The 16,448-nt window shown below is 48.1% G+C and carries 14 protein-coding genes; 12 read left to right on the forward strand and 2 right to left on the reverse strand.

Annotated elements, in window-relative coordinates; genetic code table 11:
• Positions 1 to 191: 191 nt before the first annotated feature.
• The 12 genes from Q0612_RS02795 (at position 192) to Q0612_RS02850 (ending at position 12,886) form a co-directional block, all read left to right on the forward strand.
• Positions 192 to 1,451: an S-layer homology domain-containing protein gene (locus Q0612_RS02795; protein ID WP_298880486.1), complete on the forward strand. Its 1,260-nt coding sequence runs from the start codon at positions 192 to 194 to the stop codon at positions 1,449 to 1,451.
• Between the two features lie 922 nt (positions 1,452 to 2,373).
• Positions 2,374 to 3,507 (forward strand): hypothetical protein, encoded by a 1,134-nt coding sequence (locus Q0612_RS02800; RefSeq protein WP_298880488.1) that lies wholly within the window; start codon positions 2,374 to 2,376, stop codon positions 3,505 to 3,507.
• Positions 3,508 to 3,567: 60 nt separating this feature from the next.
• A complete protein-coding gene (locus Q0612_RS02805) occupies positions 3,568 to 4,674 on the forward strand; it encodes a nucleoside hydrolase (RefSeq protein ID WP_293692771.1) in 1,107 nt (368 codons plus the stop codon).
• 135 nt (positions 4,675 to 4,809) lie between these two features.
• On the forward strand, positions 4,810 to 5,955 hold the full coding sequence (locus tag Q0612_RS02810) for a hypothetical protein (protein ID WP_298880489.1): 1,146 nt from the start codon (positions 4,810 to 4,812) through the stop codon (positions 5,953 to 5,955).
• A 57-nt stretch (positions 5,956 to 6,012) separates the two neighbouring features.
• Entirely contained in the window at positions 6,013 to 6,486 is a 474-nt protein-coding gene (locus tag Q0612_RS02815) for a hypothetical protein (RefSeq protein WP_298880491.1), read from the forward strand.
• Positions 6,487 to 6,496: 10 nt separating this feature from the next.
• A complete protein-coding gene (locus Q0612_RS02820; protein WP_298880493.1) occupies positions 6,497 to 7,252 on the forward strand; it encodes a hypothetical protein in 756 nt (251 codons plus the stop codon).
• A gap of 447 nt (positions 7,253 to 7,699) precedes the next feature.
• Positions 7,700 to 7,909, forward strand: coding sequence for a hypothetical protein (locus tag Q0612_RS02825; RefSeq protein WP_298880495.1), 210 nt, complete (start codon positions 7,700 to 7,702; stop codon positions 7,907 to 7,909).
• Positions 7,910 to 7,921: 12 nt separating this feature from the next.
• Entirely contained in the window at positions 7,922 to 8,509 is a 588-nt protein-coding gene (locus Q0612_RS02830; RefSeq protein WP_298880498.1) for a hypothetical protein, read from the forward strand.
• A gap of 129 nt (positions 8,510 to 8,638) precedes the next feature.
• Positions 8,639 to 9,118, forward strand: a complete 480-nt coding sequence (locus Q0612_RS02835) for a hypothetical protein (RefSeq protein WP_298880502.1) — start codon at positions 8,639 to 8,641, stop codon at positions 9,116 to 9,118.
• Between the two features lie 186 nt (positions 9,119 to 9,304).
• Complete coding sequence (locus Q0612_RS02840) at positions 9,305 to 9,952, forward strand: DUF6935 domain-containing protein (RefSeq protein WP_298880505.1); 648 nt, start codon at positions 9,305 to 9,307, stop codon at positions 9,950 to 9,952.
• A 219-nt stretch (positions 9,953 to 10,171) separates the two neighbouring features.
• Positions 10,172 to 11,788, forward strand: coding sequence for a bifunctional UDP-sugar hydrolase/5'-nucleotidase (locus Q0612_RS02845; protein ID WP_298880508.1), 1,617 nt, complete (start codon positions 10,172 to 10,174; stop codon positions 11,786 to 11,788).
• A 36-nt stretch (positions 11,789 to 11,824) separates the two neighbouring features.
• On the forward strand, positions 11,825 to 12,886 hold the full coding sequence (locus Q0612_RS02850; RefSeq protein WP_298880511.1) for a hypothetical protein: 1,062 nt from the start codon (positions 11,825 to 11,827) through the stop codon (positions 12,884 to 12,886).
• Positions 12,887 to 13,141: 255 nt separating this feature from the next.
• On the opposite strand, the gene Q0612_RS02855 is transcribed toward Q0612_RS02850, so the two are convergent.
• Positions 13,142 to 14,959, reverse strand: coding sequence for a response regulator transcription factor (locus tag Q0612_RS02855; protein ID WP_298880514.1), 1,818 nt, complete (start codon positions 14,957 to 14,959; stop codon positions 13,142 to 13,144).
• A gap of 209 nt (positions 14,960 to 15,168) precedes the next feature.
• Positions 15,169 to 16,368, reverse strand: coding sequence for an ABC transporter substrate-binding protein (locus Q0612_RS02860; RefSeq protein WP_298880518.1), 1,200 nt, complete (start codon positions 16,366 to 16,368; stop codon positions 15,169 to 15,171).
• Positions 16,369 to 16,448 lie beyond the last annotated feature (80 nt).

The raw sequence follows: 16,448 nt of genomic DNA on the forward strand, positions 1-16,448 counted from the left end.
GGGACAAGTTACTAAAAATCCGTTATACTACAGCCAGAAGCAAAGGAAAAACAATTAATCCTTCTTGCTTTTCCGGCTTTACCGAACGGAGCGAGCAATCCAAAAACCAAAATGAAACAAGGCAAATTTTGGCAACAGGCAGCGCAAGCCTCCGCAAGGTAAAAAATTTACTTAAAGAGGAGGAATTTCTCATGAAAAAATCTTTAGTACTCGCAATGGCAATGGCTTTGGGTGTAACCGCATCCGCTTATGCTGCTAACCCCTTCAGCGACGTTCCGGCTGGCCACTGGGCTTATGACAGCATCAGCAAGCTGGCAACAGCAGGTGTAATTGATGGTTATGGTGACGGCACCTTCGGCGGTGACAAGCTGATGACTCGCTATGAAATGGCACAAATCGTTGCTAAAGCAATGGCAAAGGGCGCTAACGTTGACAAGCTGGCAGCAGAATTTGCTGACGAGCTGGACAGCCTGGGCGTGCGCGTAGCTAACCTGGAGAAAAAGGCTGATAACGTAAAGATTACCGGTGAACTGCGTTACAGATACGTTGATCAAAAGGGCGAAGTTAATTTTGATGCTGATGACAAGAATCATTCTTATGTAAATGACCTGCGTTCCCGTATCTGGATTAACGGCATGATTAATGATGATTGGTCCTATACTGGTATGCTGCAGAACACCCAAAATCTGGGCGATAATGTTGGCAACGAAAAAACCGATTTCCAACGCGCTTATGTAGACGGTAAGCTGGGTGGCATGGCTGTTCGCGCCGGCCGTTATAACCTGGTACTGGCAGACGGCAACTTCTATGATACCCGCGCAGACGGCGTTGAAGTAGCTTATGGCAAGGACGTTAAAATTACCGGTTATGCAGGCAAATTTGCAGAAGATACTTTTATTTATGGATATGAGAGTGAAGGCGGCAACTATTGGGCTGTTGATGTAACCGCACCTATTGCTAAAGGTCTGGATTTGTCTGCCGGCTATATTCATGTTAATGATATCGTAGATGAAGATGATTATACTTATGATAATAAGGTTTGGTACGTAGGTGCCAAATATGCTGTTGGTCATGTAGGCTTATCTGCAATGTATTTGAAGGGTGACCTTTCTGATGATGATGGCTATAAATTTGATGAGGATTGGCAAAAAGACGGCTATGTAATCGGCCTGGCTTACAAGGGTGCTAAGGCTGACGAAGCTGGCAGCTGGGGCCTGTGGGCTAAATACTATGACCAAGGTACCAACACCTACCTGGCACATACCACCGATGCTCACACCTTCTGGGGCGACGGCTTCAAGGGTTATGGCGTAGGCGCCAACTACACCTTTGCTAAGAACATCGTTGGTAACGTAGCTTACTATGAGACCAAGGATACCTATGCGCAAAAAACAGAAGATTACACTGTAAAAGACCGTCGTCTGTGGACTGACGTAACCTTCACTTTCTAATAAACCTTCATACAAAAACTTCCTAAAATCGGCAGCGCTCTGGCGCTGTCGGCAGAGAACCGCCGTGAGGCGGTTCTTTTGCGTTTGGGGTGGGGGATTAGGCTCTCCTAGGGGAAAGCTGGCGCCCGGTAGGGCGACTGAGAGGGGATTGTTGTTTAAAAATTTACTAATAGCATATGTATGATGTACCCCTCTCCGTCATCGCTACGCGATGCCACCTCTCCCCGAGGAGAGGCTCGCTTTTCTTTCTAAAGTTGCATCTGCTTACCCAACCCTTCCGTCTGCTCGCAAGGCTCGCAGCCACCTCCGCTATACTAAGCCCCATTTTCATGCAATGAAAAATGTTGGTCGTGTTATACTCGAAGAGTATTTCAGGGAAGATATAATGGTATTACGTAATTTTAACTTTAGCTATTACTACGAACTTTTATATGCTCCCTGCGTCGCAGCCCCCTTCCGCCTCACTACGTTCGGCACCTTCCCCGAGGGGCAGGCAAGACCAATAGCGTAGGTTTTTGAACAACATCTTAATTAATGGTGTTTAGATTTCTATGTTTTCACTGCGATATATAATTGCTTGCGTCAGTACGCAGAACTTGATGTACTGCAAACCAAAGAGGATATGGCAAAGCCTTTTTTGCTAAGCTTTTTGCGGCGATGCAAAAAGCGACTGTTTCCCGCGCTTTACAAAAGCGCGCCCCTTTCTTGTTACTTCTTTCGGGGACGAAAGAAGTAAACATAAAGAACGAAGCAAAAACTATAATTTTCTCTCAACCCTCCTAAAATCTCAAAAATATCCCAAAATCCCCCTCATCCTACCCGAAATCACCCTTTAGGGTGGGGCGCTTTTGCTTTTTTTAGGCTACACTATAGGTGTAAACAATCAGCTGCAAAGCAGGCAGCAGGAAGCGGAGGGATTGATATGCTGAAGGAAAGCTGGAAAAACATTTTGCTGGGCGCATTACTGCTTACCGGATTGACAATGCTCCTAGGCAGTGACAGCTCCGACAAAAAAGCAGTCTCGCTGCTTGCCATGCCTAAGGCAGAAGCTGCCGCTATGCCTGTCTACGAGCAGGAATATATGAAAATCGTGGCTGGTGTCTGCGATTATTTGACCACGGGTAATACCGCCGGGCTGCCGGTGCAGGGACTGACAGGCTTTGAGGAGCTGGAGGGCCATAATGATCCAGGTCAGGGCGTAAGCAGTGTCGGCTATACGCTGCAGGATATCAATAATGATAAGGTGCCGGAGCTGATTTTGGCCCAGATTGCTTATCCCGAGGGCAAGGGCTATTATGGACGGGATATCTATGCTGTCTATACCTTTGTGGATGGTAAGATAAAATTTGTTGACGAGGGCTGGTCGCGCATCCGTCTGCGTCTGCTTCCGGATAATACGCTGAGCAAGCGCACCTGGAACGACGATAAAAATATGGAATGGGTGCTGGAAATGAAGGATTTGCTGCGGGACGGCAGTCTGCGTCAGGGACAAACCTTCTATACAAAGATCGAGAATGGCAGATTTAATATTTACCGAAAATATTTAGATGTAAATGATACCTTTGTTACCCAAAAAACTTCCATGCACTTTGACGATATGATGAATATTGACCTCGGTGCCCAAAAACTCGAGCTTTTACCGCTTGCGGAATACAGCAGCCGTGGCTTTAAGGGATTGGTAATGCAGCACCTTAACTGCATGGGCTTGCATGAGCTGCAGGATGATAGGGTAGATCTTTCCGCATATGAGCATGTTTACGCGGATAATCCCTCCCAGGGAGCAGAAGTGTTGTTTAGCAGCAATACTTCTCTGGCGAGCTTTGAAGTGCTGGATTTGCAGGGTGACAGCAGCAGAGTTATCTACAGCAAAGGACTGCTGAACCCGGAAGAAAAGCTGGTGCTGCATCTGGAAAGCTTTGAAACTGATCCCGTGCTCAGCTATGAAACTGTTATCAAGAACGGTATCTGCTTCAGGGACGATACCGGCAGCCTGCGCAAGTTTGCGATTCGGGCGAAAGTTATGGACGGCAGTGTTTATCTGGAGGAGATTGATTAAGGTAAAATCTGCATTCTGTGCGGAAATTTATAGAATTAGGGATTTTAGGAGGTAATGAATATGAAAATGAAAAAATTAACCAGCTTATGTGGTTGCCTGTTGCTTTCCATGTGCATGGGCGTTGGCGCTATGACTGCTCCGCTGTCTGCTGAGGCTGCAGCACGCGAAAAGGTTATTCTGGACGCAGATATGGTGGATTTGTTTGATGACGGCATCGCTATGATGATGCTTGCCGAATCTCCCAAAATGGATTTGAAGGGTGTTACCATCGTTATCGGCAATACCTGGGTTGAAACCGGTACCGCTTCCGCTATTCGTCAGCTGGAGGGCATCGGCCGCACCGATATTCCTGTATATATGGGCGTTAATGAAACCGTTCGCAAGGACCGTTTCGCTAACATGAAGGAGGAAAAACGCATTTACGGCCGTGGCCATGACTCCCATCTGGGCGCTGCAGGTTATCCTCAGCCGGCATCCTGGCAGGCTGAATATCGCAAGAATTATAATGATGAGCCGGTAATGAACCCGCAAAAGGAACATGCTGCTGATTTCATCATTGATACTATCAAAAAGCATCCGGGCGAAGTAACCATCGTTGCTATCGGCAGCGGTGCTAACCTGGCAGCTGCTCTGGACAAGGCTCCGGAAATTGCTCCGCTGGCTAAACGCGTTGTTTATATGGCAGGCGCTTTCTTCTGCGAAGGCAACGTAATGCCGACCTCCGAGTTCAACGTTTGGATTGATCCGGAAACCGCTAAAAAGGCTTACCGCGCTCCCTGGAAGGAGCAAATCTTCCTGCCGCTGGATGTTTGCAGCAAGGAACTGATGAGCCACGATGATTTTAAGGATCTGGAAAGCCGCATTAAGAGCGACCGCTTCAAGGCTATGTGGGAAAGCCACTATGCTACCCCGATGTTCCGCAAGGATCCGTCCTTCAAGAACTACATTTGGGACGTTCTGGCAGCAGCAGTTGCTATTGATCCGTCCGTAATTCTGGAATCCGAAACTCTGCCGGTTGATGTTGACGACCAATACGGTTATGGCTACGGCCAGACTATGGGCTTCCGCGGCGCTGCTCCTGAGGGCACTCAGAATGCGAAGATTGTTTACGCTGTAGACCGCGCTAAGGTTTGGAAGATGGTTGAGGATGTATTCAACAAGCTGTAAGCAATAAATTTGCCGATTTAAAGCTCGCGCCCTACCCGAATTTGCTGTTTCGGGTGGGGCGCTTTAGTTTTTTTTAGGGTAAAATATAGGTATAAAAGATTAGCTGCGAAGCAAGCAGGAAGCGGAGGGATGGAGATGTTGAAGAAAAGCTGTAAGAATGTTTTAGTTGGAGCAATGCTGCTGGCTTCATTGGCAATGCTGCTGAATGGCTGCGGTTCGGATAAGCAGGCTGCGGCAACGCAGCCTAAGGCTACGAAGGTGGAGGAAGCTGCAGCGACTGTCGCGAAGGTGCCTGCCTATGAGCGTGAATACGGCAAGCTGGTGGAGGGTATCTATAATTTTGTGAATGATGGCGATATGGGTAAAATGCCGCAGCAGGGCATGACCGGTATCTATGAGCTGCGGGATCGTATGGGTTATGTTGATGCGTTGAACATGCTTGGTTATACGCTGCAGGATATCAATAATGACAAGGTGCCGGAGCTGATTTTTGCTATCTTGGATAATGAAAAGCAGGGCAAGGGCTATTACGGCAAGGATATCTATGCTGTCTATACCTTTGTGGACGGTAAGATAAAATTTGTTGATGAGGGCTGGGCACGCAGCAATCTGCAGCTATTGCCGAACAATATGCTGCTGACACGCGGCAACAGCAGTAATACAGATTATGTGCTGGTGCTGAATGATTTGCTGCCGAACGGTAATAAAAGATGCGTTGATATGTATTTTACCCGTTCAAAGAACGGTAATGCGGCTGCCAACGGACTTGATGTTTACCGTAATAATGTGGGCAGCGATGATGTGGCTGCTTCGCAAAAGACGAATATGACTGCGGATGATTTCTTTGATATGGGAGCAGAGATGGCCGGTGACAGCGTGAAGCTTGAGCTGCTGCCGTTGAAGGAATGCAAGCAGAGAGGCTTTAAGGGCTTGGCGATGCAGTATCTGGAATGCATGGGCGTACATGAGCTGCAGGATGCAAAGGTTGATCTTTCCAAGTACGAGCAGGTTTCCGTACCTAATCCCTTTAAGGGTGCGGATGTAATTTTCCGCAGTACGAAAAATCTGGAAGAGTTCCGCCTGCTGGAGCTTGCTTCCGGCAAGAGCGTTTACAGCAAGGATTTGCTGATGGCTGATGAAAAGCTGGTGCTGCATCTGGAGAGCCTGGAAACTATTCCCAAGAACGGTATCAGCTTTAAGGATGATGCAGGCAGGGAGCGCAAATTTGCGATTCTGCAAAGCGGTAAGGACGGCAGTATTTATCTGCAGGAGATTGAGTAAGGTGTATTTCCTGAAGGAATTTAATATTTGATGTAAAAAACTTTGGAGGTGTTTTTTATGTGTAAAAGATTTTTAGGTGCAATGTTATTGGCGCTTGGTATTGGTTTGTTTGGCGGTTGGGGCAGTGCTCAGGCGAACAGTGCGCCGGAGTCTACTCAAAGCATGCTGCATGTGTGCTGGCTGAAGGATGCTCATGTTAATCCTGCTGCCTGCGAGGTTGTGAGAATGCCGGACGCTTTTGAGCCGGCGAAGGCTGTGGTGACGAGCTCGGTGGATTTTCCTGATTTTCAGGTTGTGGCGTTGGATTTGCGTGAGGTGAGCGCTGAGGGCTATCCTGTTTTTAACGTGCAGTCTGTTTATTATAAGGATTTCCTGCGTGCGACGGAGCCGATTATTATTGTGATGCGTGATTCCGAGTCCTTCCCGCGTAACGGTATCGTGGTGCGCGATTCTTTGGGCAGGGAGCGTATTTTCGGTATTGCTATCAGCGGTGAGGACGGAAGCCTGCTGCTGAGCGAGGTTGAGAGATAGAGGTGCGGCTATGAAGAGATTATTTAGCTTGCTGATGTTCTGCCTGCTGCTGCTTGTCAGCGCAACAGCGATGGCAGCGTCTTATTCTTATGGTGCGTATTCGTATATGCGTTATGGTGCGAATGGCAGGGATAATGCTTCTTTGCATCTGATTTATACGCAGTCCGGCATTTTTGCTTCTGTTGTTACTTATGATTTGCAGGACGGTAATGCGCCGATGTTTAAGGGCGTGGGTATGCTGGAGAACGGTTCGCTGGTATTAGAGGATTATTCGTTTGACGTGGGCCATCATGGTGAGGATACACGTTATTTTGGTTATGGCTCTCAGCCGCTTGTTTGCGAGGCCAGAGTGCAAGATGGTAAGCAGGTTGTGTTGCTGCCGACGGTTGATGCACGCGAGATGGGTATTACTAAGGTGAGTGAGCCTGATATCGGCGGAACTTATAGGTTTGAGGGAATGCAGGCGGAAGAGGATTATACTATGGCGCTGTATTTTCTGCGTAAGCTGAGTGTGAAGAATACGGGTTTGGATTTGAGCAGTAAGGATTATTGGTTTGGCTATGGCAATCGTTCGGCCGAGGCTCCGAACAGCGTTTTTAATTCGTATCTGCCGCAGGAGTACGGCGATTATTTTGGGGTTTATGTTTATAATAAGAATGATGAGCTGGTTATGACTTATTATGTGCATCCGAGTTTGTGGGATGCGTATCGTGTGACTGTTGATGGTGAGGTTAAGCTGTTGTGCAGCAATGATGCTGTGGGTTGATGCTGTGAGTTGAGTTTGAGGTCCTTGCGACGTAAGTTAATATTGCGGAGCAAGGGCCTTTTTGTACGCGTATCGCAACCCTTCCGTCTGCTCGCTGAAGCTCGCAGCCACCTTCCCTTTCAGGGAAGATATAAAGGTACTGCAAAGTTTTACTTTGGCTATTACTACGAACTTTTATATGCTCCCTGCGTCGTAAGCGACATTAGCACGACCAACAGTTTCTCGCTAACTTTATATGCTCCCTGAAAGGGAGCTGGCATCGCCGTAGGCGATGACTGAGGGTTGTGTACACGATATGTTAATTGCTTAATTTAATCTTTGGTGCTACCCTTCTTGCCTGCCCCTCGGGGAAGGTGCCGAACGAAGTGAGGCGGAAGGGGGCTGTGTGCGTTAGTGCAGCGTGTTAACTTTCTTACGGGTGCTTGCTTGTTGTTTGGAGGTGAGCTTATGAAGAAGCTTTTGTGTGCTTTGGCGTGCGGTGCGTTGCTGTTGTGCGGCGGGATGTCGGTTGCGCGGGCTGATTATTATGAGATGTATAATCCTGCTACCCATGTTGAGGGTGGCGCTATGGTGTATGAAACTACGCGCGGCGTTTTGATGGATTTGAAGGTGCACAGCGGTGAATGGCAGGACGACCATTACCGCTATGAAACCTAGGCGAGCGGTGTGGTGCGTTTTGCGCATGACGGTGAGCGTTTTATCGGTTATCTGCAGGTGCCAAGTCTTGCAAGCTATGAAAATGGTATGGGTTATCCTTCTCGGTACAGCTATAGTATGCCGCTTTATGAAAAGTATGCTTTGAGTAATCCGCAGGGCTATCAGGCGCAGAGCAAGCTGTACGGTGCCTGGATTTTGGGTGAGCCTGAGGGTAATAATCGGGTGCTGCCGTCCCTGGCCGGTACCTATGAAAGAAGCAACAAAAGAGGTACTCGCTTTGTGCAGGGTGAAACGGAAATGCCTTGGATAGTAGCGAAACTGTTTTTGCAGCTGGTGTTGGAGCCGAATGTTAATTTACTGGACAGAAACAACGGCTCTTTCAGCTTCTGGGATTATCAGTGGGAACAAGAAAAGGCTTTGTATCCTGATGTTGACAAGCGTTACAGCTATCATACTATGACTAAGGCGGGAGATCCGGATGCTCCTAATCCGGTGCAATTTAAGGATGCGCGCTATCTGGTAGAGAAAAGCGGCAGGCTGATTTATAATGTTGCCGATGATGGCACGGTAAGGAAGATTTACGACTTGGCCAATGAATAGGCCGGCGGTTGTGCTTGCGCACGATTTTTGGCAATGGGGGTGGCGCTGATGCGGTTACTGAGATTGCTGTGTATGGCAATGCTGGGGCTGCTGCTTTGTGCAGCAGGTCCGCTATCGGGAGGTGTGGCTATGGAAAGGGCGGTTGACTGGCAGGAGCTGTCTGTGAGCAGCAGAGGTGTGAGCAGAGCAAGCTGTTATTCATTTAACCTTTGCCGACGCGATAAGGAACTGCTGTTTGACAGTGAGTGCTTTGCAGATGGCGAGCGCCTGAAGTTTTACGAGGTACCTGTTACGGCAGAGGAGCTTACACCGCTGGATAAGCTAATACAGCAGCTGCCATGGCAGCTGCGCCAGCCTTCGGCATCTCGTCCTGCGAATTTGCCGCGTGAGATGATTGAGGTGCACGACTGCGGCAGCTTTTCGTTGACGCTGCTGACGGCAACGGGCGAAAAGCTGGTATGCCGTACTGACATTGAGCAGCAGCAGGAGCTGTTGCGTGAGCTGCAAAGGCTGGCTAAGCAGGTGCATGAACAGAAGCGTGATGCAGGCCATGAGAAGATGCATCCTATGCGTGGCTTTAGGCTGTTCAGGGAATTGCCGGAAAAATAAGCATGAAAGCAGTACGGGCTGCGTTTTTGGCAGGAATTTAGCTGAAAAACAGAAAAATTTTACTCATCCTACCCGAAATCGGCAGTTTGGGTGGGGTGCTTTAGCAAATTTCGTTGTACAATGAGCTTGTAAGGAAACATGCCTGCGTATCTAACAGCGCAGGATAATTCTGAGGAGGTGCAACAAATGAAAAAAGGTATTGTATTAGCTTGCTGCGCAATGCTTTTGGCGGGACAATTGCAATCTGCAGAAGCTCTTGACTGGAACAGAAGAATTGGCGTAGACAGAATGATTGACAGAACTATTGATAACACTATTAACAGGGCGGTGAATAAAGTGGAGAAACAGGAAAAAACCAAACGCGTAATTTTCCAGAATCTGCCGCAATCGGCAGCTGAAATCGGACCGGAAACAGATGCTCAGCAGGTAGCGGCTTATACTGTGGCAGCACTGGCTCGCTACGAAACTAATCCGACAGAGGCTATTGCTATGCTCAACAAGCTGCTGGGACCTCGTCCGGTACCTAAAAGAGATGAACAGTTCCTCGCAGACCGCTTCCGCGGCAGACAGTATCTGATGCGCTCCTACTTCATGGGCGCAACTCCGGCGAACAACTATCAGCCGGATATGCCGTATACCGTAGAGGTTAAAACTAATGCCTATACCTATCAGGAGGAAGGCTATGCACGCTTCATGATTACCTGCGGCGGCGCTGACAGCCCGCGTCCGATGACCGTGCGCAAAAAGGCTTCTACCGGCGAATGGTTCCTGTGGGATTACAAGGGACTGCTTAGCGGTATCCAGACTCCGGCAGCAGATGATCCGTGGGCCTGAGAATAATTCAGCTGAAAAAACAATAGCATTATAAAACAAGCAGCCTTCCAGTGCTTCCGGGAGGCTGCGTTTTTGTATGCTAAGGCCGAAATAATCGGAAAAAGCGCTGAAAAAGCATATTTTTTACCTAACCCTACCCGAAATCAGCCTTTGGGGTGGGGCGCTTTTGCTGCTTCTTGCTTATAATATAATTACAAAAGCTGGAAGGAAGTGATGTATATGAAAAAGTTCTGGAAAAAAACATCGCTGTTTTTGGTAACTGCAGCGATGACTGTTTCCGCTCCGCTGATGGCGTGGGCGCTGGAGCACGACATTGTTATTCTGCATACGAATGATATCCATTGCGGTATTAATGATAATATCGGCTTTGCCGGTCTGGCGCAGATTAAAAAGGATGCCCTGGCAAGAACGCCGAACGTAGCGCTGGTGGATGCAGGCGATGCTATTCAGGGCGCACCTATCGGCAAGCTGTCCCGTGGTCTGGCAGTTGTCGATATTATGAATTATCTGGGCTATGACTTCTGCATTCCCGGTAACCATGAATTTGACTACGGCATGGACCGCTTCTTGGAGCTGGTGCCGCTGCAGCGTGCAGGCTACTACTGCGCAAATTTTGTTTATGCAGGCAACAACAAGCAGGTTCTGCCGGGCTACAAAATTATGCAGTATGAGGATACCAAGGTAGCCTTTGTGGGTGCGAGCACCCCGGAAAGCCTGACAACCTCCACGCCTACCTTCTTCCAAAATGAGAAGGGCAAGTATATTTACAGCTTCTGCGAGGATAAAACCGGTAATAAGCTGTACAAGCAGCTGCAGAAGAATGTCGACAAGGCACGCAAGGACGGCGCGGACTACGTATTTATCGTAGGTCATTTGGGCATGGACGGCACTACTCCGCAGTGGAGCAGCGAAAGCGTTGCTAAAAATACTCAGGGCGTAGATGCTGTTATCGACGGCCATTCTCACGAACGTTTCACCCGTATGGTTAAAAATAAAGTCGGCAAGGATGTGCTGCTGGCGCAGACCGGCACTAAGCTGAAAACTGTAGGCGAGCTGGTAATTACTCCCGACGGCAAGCTGAAGAGCCAGCTGATTACCGAATCTAACGGCAAGGATGCCAATATCGCAAGAGTTATTGCCCAGGAAATAAAGACCTATGAGCCTTTGCTGAAGCAGCCTGTGGGCGAAGCCTTGGTACAGCTGCGCAGCAATGATCCTGCAACCGGTGAGCGTATCGTGCGTAACCGTGAATGCAGCTTGGGCGACTTTGTTGCCGATGCTTATAGAGCAGTGCTGGATTGCGATGTAGTGCTGGTAAACGGCGGCAGTATCCGCAACGAAATCAAAACCGGCGTAATCAGCTACAACGATTTGCTGGAGGCCTTCCCCTTCGGTAATATGTGCGTGGTTTTAGAGGTAACTGGCCAACAGATTCTGGATGCTCTGGAAATGGGTGCTATCAGCTATCCTGAAGAAAGCGGCGGCTTTATGCAGGTATCCGGCCTGAGCTACACGATTGACAGCTCTGTTCCTTCCTCTATCGAGCTTGATGCCAAGGGCAACTTTATGCGTGTTGCCGGTGCCCGTCGCGTGAGCGATGTTAAGATTGACGGCAAACCGTTAGACGTTAATAAAAAATATACCGTTGGCGGCACCTCCTACATGCTGAAATCCGGTGGTGACGGCATGACGATGTTCAAGGGAGCGCATCTGGTGCAGGATGAAATGATGAGCGATGCAGATACAATTATGGAATACCTGCAGAACCATCTGAACGGCAAGGTAGGCGAGCAATATGCTAATCCTTACGGTGATGGCCGTATCGTAATCAAATAAAGAGCTTTGCCATAGTACAATAAGGAGATGATTGTTATGTTGAAGAAACGTATTGCGATGGGAATTTTGGCGGGACTTCTGGCCTGCAGCTTTATTGCCGGCTGCGGCGGGGGCGACAAAGGCACCAGCGAGCCTCCTAAACCGAAACCGATTGCTGCTGATTTGAAGGATTTGCCGAATAAGGATGTTAAGGTCGGCATTAATACATTTAAGCTCTTTACTCTGAAAAATAATCCTAATCTGCATTTGCAAAATACTTATAGCAAGGGTATGAGGGTGGCTGTTATCGGCAGAGATATGATTTATGCCAACGTTAAGGACAGACTTGTTCAGATGCAGTGGGATAAAGATGGTCTGCGCATGTTGGACAATAATGTTGATTCTATGTCCGGTAATGCTAAGATTTCCTCCGATGGCACCAGAGGCATTTTCTATACCAATAAGAGAATGAGACTCAATTATTTTGATAGCGAAACCAAACGTATTGAAGAGGCACAAGGACGCTTTAATAACCTTGTTGTAATTCCTAAGGGTAATGCGGACAAGGCTTTGATTTGGATGAACCAGGGCGAAATGAGAAAGGTGGATCTTCGCAACGGCTACAGAGTAGGCAAGGATTTGGGCACAGTACGTAAGGAATCCAGAAGCCGTGATGCTGAAGACAAGGATAAAATCAATATTCCGCAGAGCGTTGTTGCAGACAGAAACGGTGATTTCTATGTTGGCGGCAATGCGCGTATCGGCACTCAGGACGTGGGCCTGGTAAGCGTTTATGACTTCAATGGCAAGCAAAAACGCGTTATCGGCAAGGAAAAACGTGAAGATAGCAAGGCCATCAATTCCTTAACCGATATAGCTTTGACTGATGAATATCTGGTAGTCAGCGATTCCTCTGTAGACAAGCAGCAGCTGCAGATTTACAGAAAGAACACCGGCACGCTGGTTGGTACAGTAAGCTATAAGGATTTGACCGATAATAAGGAAACCAGCATCGGTGCATGTGTAAACCTGGCAAATATGCCTGATAACAGAGTTCTGGTTGCCCTCAGCAATGACAGAAAAAATATTAAAGATGAATTCTTCATCCTGCAGCTGTAATGTAGGGTAGAAGGTACGACAGAAGCTGTAAAATTTAATACATAAAGATTTGAACACCCCCGAAAGATATATTTTGGGGGTGTTGAAATTGGAGTTTGTTTTAGCAGTGTGTATGGCTATATATGGCATAAAAATGAGCGATAATGTGGGCGATAAAATGAGCGATAAAGTTAATATTAAAACAGCTAACCCCTAAACCATAACGAAAGCCTCCGACGAGTAAACTCGCCGGAGGCTTTTTCAATGCGCTGCGCGTCAGTGCTCTGCGTTGCGCATCAGTTCAATATACTGCAGCAGCTCCTTACGGGTTTTTACACCCAGCTTGCCGTAGATATTTTTGTTGTGATATTTTAAGGTGTTTTCGGTGATGCCAAGCTGGCTGATAATTGCCTTGGTCGAGCAGCCCTGAACATAAAGGTTGAAGATGTCCTCCTCCTTAGGCGTCAGCGTTGCCAGATTATCGACAAACATCTTATAGCTGTCGGGGTCGACTGTCTCCAGCTTCTTTTCAATAGCCTTTTCCAAAGCAGCCTGAGCAAAGTTGAACTGCTGCTGAGCCTGCTCGCGTTCCTGCTGAGCTTGCAGCTTCTCCTGCTGCGTCTGCTCCATCTGCAGGCGTACCTGCTGAATTTCTTCCTGCAGGGCGGCAAGCTGTTCCTCCAGCTGAATATACTGGTTGGCGGTTTGCTTTTGCTTTTCCTGTGCTTCCTGCAGACGCACAGCCGCCTGACCGTATTGCTTTTGTACTTCATTATTTTCGCTTTGCAGCTGGCGCATTTTTTCGGCCTGCTGCTCGGAATGGTTCTGCAGGAATTCAAAGAACTGGTTGAGCTCCAGCACATTTGCTTGCGGAGGAGCATCGGGATTTTGCTGCAGCTGCTGCAAATCCGCTACCAGCGGGTCTACATATCTTTTGCTGAAATAACCGGCAGACAGCAATGAAAGCAACAGAATAATACCCAGCATTATCAGCAGAAGCATTTTAGCCTGCCTCTGCAGATGATAATAGCTGTCGGCAGACAACATGACTGCTACCCTGTGCTCCGAGGCACCGACCGTCAAGGGAGCGGTGAAGCCAATGAAGCGCTCCTGACCGGCAGTAAATAATTCATGCTCGCCGTCAAAGCTGGTTTTTATAGTAGCATTGACGAAGGATGCCGGATTGGAAAGCTGTCCCTGGTATTCGTTGTCCGCCTTTTTATCGAGGATAGCGGTAATCAGAGGATAACCCTTGTAATTGGCCTGCTTAGTACGCTGTTGGAAGTAAACGCTGCTGATTTCAAAGCCGCAGATACCGATAATCCTGCCGTTATTACTGTTAATAGGCATCAGGAAAAGACGGGACTGCTCCCAGCTTTCTTTGAGGTGGGCAACGTCTGTCAGGATATATTGTTGGGAAATATTATTTTCCTTGGCATGCAGCAGCTTATCGGCCTGCGGATAGGCGTGGACGTTAAGCTCCAGCTGCCAGGTGCTGTAAAGGCTGATGTTGTTATTGCGGGCAACCTGAGGGTTGCCGCGGAACATACATGTTTCATTGAAAAGGGTGTTTTCGGAATAGATATTGGTAAATTTGAGAAAAAGACCGTTATAGGTTGGTTCCAACAGATTCGTGTTGACGCTGGCGTTAATCAGATACAAGGCACCGCTGGCCGGAGCCTGCTGCATCTTGGCAGCAAGAGTCTGATAGGTTGCTTGCTGGATAGCTGTCAAAGCCTCGGGATTGTTGTTCAAGGCATCGTAATTATTGTAAATGCCCTGCTCCAGCATAACGCGGTCGATATCATTCTGCAGCTGCTGCGACAAATCAATATTGTGCGCAGCCAGCGCGTTCATCTGGCGTTTGATATCGTTGGTACGGGTGTTAAGCTCATATTCAAGAAAGCGGTCGATATCATGGCTGGGCGGCTGTACTATGCCGATAACGTTTAACAGGATCAGCATAGCAGAACCTGCCAGCAGCACCAGTGACAGCAGGTAAATAATGAAACGGCTGCGCATGGAACGCTTATTATGCCATATTTCCTTGCCTATAAGCAGCAGTCTTTTTATTTTGGTGAGCTTCGTGAGCATTACGAGCCTCCTTGGTAGGATTTTTTGGCTTATTGCTTGTAATTCAGCAGCTTCTGATAGCTTTCTTCTACTAACTTATCAAGCGTTTGCTGTGGATTGGCACCGCCGGCAATTTCCTGTAAATATTGCTGATGGGCAGCGCGCAGAATATTTTTGCTGCCGTATTCCAGATTCTGCTGAATTTCGGCAGCATTGTGCGGCAGATGCAGCTAGGTGCCTTGTTTGTATACCTGCTGCATGCAGGTATACAGCTTGCGATATTTGAAGTTATGCACATCTTGCGGATTATTCAGCAGTTTTGGTAGTGCTTCCTTATTGGTTGGCAGGTAGCCTGCCTGCATAGCAAAATTCAAATTGCTGTTTTCCTGCGCCAGCCATTTTGCAAAAACAACGGCACCAAGATTTTTGCGTTCGTCTGTGCTTTTGATGGCAAATAATCCTACACCGCGCTGCAGCAGTGTTACTTTGCCGCCACTGAAAACAGGGCAGGGATAATAGTTGGTAACGATAGTTTCACGCGTGTTGTTGGGATTAGTGACGTAATCGCGCATATAAAGAATAGCGGCGGTGGAGCCGACGTTGCTGATTAAATCGGCTGTTTTCCAGGCATCGGCCGCATAACCCTTTTCAATGCCAAGACCACCGGCGATAGCAGGCTCGGCTGCGGCACGGAAGATGCGCTTGAAGTTGGAGCTGGCAAGGTCCGGCTTGCCGTCCTTGATTAACGGGTCGCCCAAGGAAGCCATGCTCGTCAGGTAATAGTTATAGAAATCATCCAACTGGCACATGTTTTTGCCGCCGGTCCAGGTATAATACTTGCGGCAGAGCGCAAAAAGCTTGTCATAATCGGCGAAATCATCGGTACTGGCACCTGTTGCCGCAGCAAAGCGGTCAAAATATGTCTGGTTTACAAAAAGCAGCTCGGTGGATTTTGCTACCGGCAGCATCAGCAGCTCCTTATCCTGATAGCCTTCGGCTAAAAATTCCGGCTGGTAAACAGCTAAATCTTCTTTATCAAGGTATTTGTCCCAATGCAGCAGCTTATCGTGCATTGCGGGGATTACACGCGGATAGGCGGTAAAAAGGTCGGGCAGCGGCACAGCGCCAGGCTCCTGCTTGGCAGAGGCGAATAAAGCTTTGTCGATAACATTAGAGCTGCTTACGGAAGCAACCTTGACAATGACGCCCTTGGCCTTACCCTCAGAGGCATTGAATTTTTCTATTGTATCATTAAATGGGGAATTGGTCTGGTTGCCGTAAACGTGCCAGATGGTGAGCGTTACCGGCTTGGCCGGGTCGAGTGATGCCTTGCTGCCGCAACCGCTGTTGAAAGCGGTAACAAGACAGAGCAGTAACAGCACCAACATACTGTATAAGGAAGCAGAAAATTTTTTTGATACAACGGACATGAAAAAACCTCCTGAAAGAGTATTTTTAGAGAAAAAAGGTAAAAAATAAGGAAAATTTACCCTTATCCTACCCGAAATCG

The sequence above is a fragment of the uncultured Phascolarctobacterium sp. genome, from assembly GCF_937920985.1.
Taxonomy (GTDB): Bacteria; Bacillota; Negativicutes; order Acidaminococcales; family Acidaminococcaceae; genus Phascolarctobacterium_A.